Source organism: Escherichia sp. XD33 (assembly GCF_019375075.1).
Lineage (GTDB): Bacteria > Pseudomonadota > Gammaproteobacteria > Enterobacterales > Enterobacteriaceae > Enterobacter > Enterobacter flexneri_A.
Genome location: NZ_JAENDM010000335.1, coordinates 1 through 587, shown reverse-complemented (window position 1 = coordinate 587; position 587 = coordinate 1). Strand labels below are relative to the sequence as shown.

At 44.5% G+C, this 587-nt stretch carries 2 protein-coding genes; both read right to left on the bottom strand.

Annotation, left to right across the window (positions count from 1 at the left end; genetic code table 11):
- Positions 1 to 138: 138 nt before the first annotated feature.
- Positions 139 to 291: a Hok/Gef family protein gene (locus K0778_RS27105; protein WP_000956460.1), complete on the bottom strand. Its 153-nt coding sequence runs from the start codon at positions 289 to 291 to the stop codon at positions 139 to 141.
- Between the two features lie 92 nt (positions 292 to 383).
- The coding region (locus K0778_RS27100; protein ID WP_077789370.1) for an IS3 family transposase at positions 384 to 587 on the bottom strand (204 nt) is incomplete at its 5' end.

Genomic DNA, 587 nt, shown 5'->3' with positions numbered 1-587 from the left:
TGGGACAGTATCCCTGACAGCCTACAAAACGCAATTGAAGAACGCGAGGCATCGTCTTAACGAGGCACCGAGGCGTCGCATTCTTCAGATGGTTCAACCCTTAAGTTAGCGCTTATGGGTTTTACCCCCGCGTGGTGGCTACTTCTTCGATTCGTAAGCGAGAACTGCCTTAAACTCCATACCACGTTCTCTGATACTCAACTCACACAACGAGTCGCCTACCATCAGCGTGAATCCCAGTACTGTAAAACACAGCACTATGATTGCCACAAGGGCATATTTTGTCAGCATGTCTTGCCTCCCTGCAAAGAAGAGACTAACATTCGAATTGTTTGGGTTCGAACGTAAGCCTCAGGTTGTACTGACCCCAAAAAGTTGGACAGTTAAACACGAGGCATATAGGTCTGATTCCGATATTCAATTGGAGTCAGACCTTTTAATTTCAGGCTAATTCTTCTGCTGTTGTAGTATTCAATATATTCCGTAACAGCATCCTTCAGTTCGCTTATATTACTGAACTCATCAAGATAAAAACACTCCGACTTTAAGGTTCCAAAGAAACACTCCACCACAGCATTATCCAGACA

Coding starts and splice junctions, on each gene's coding strand:
- K0778_RS27105 (WP_000956460.1), bottom strand. CDS start 291: ATGCTGACAAAATATGCCCTTGTGGCAATCATAGTGCTGTGTTTTACA.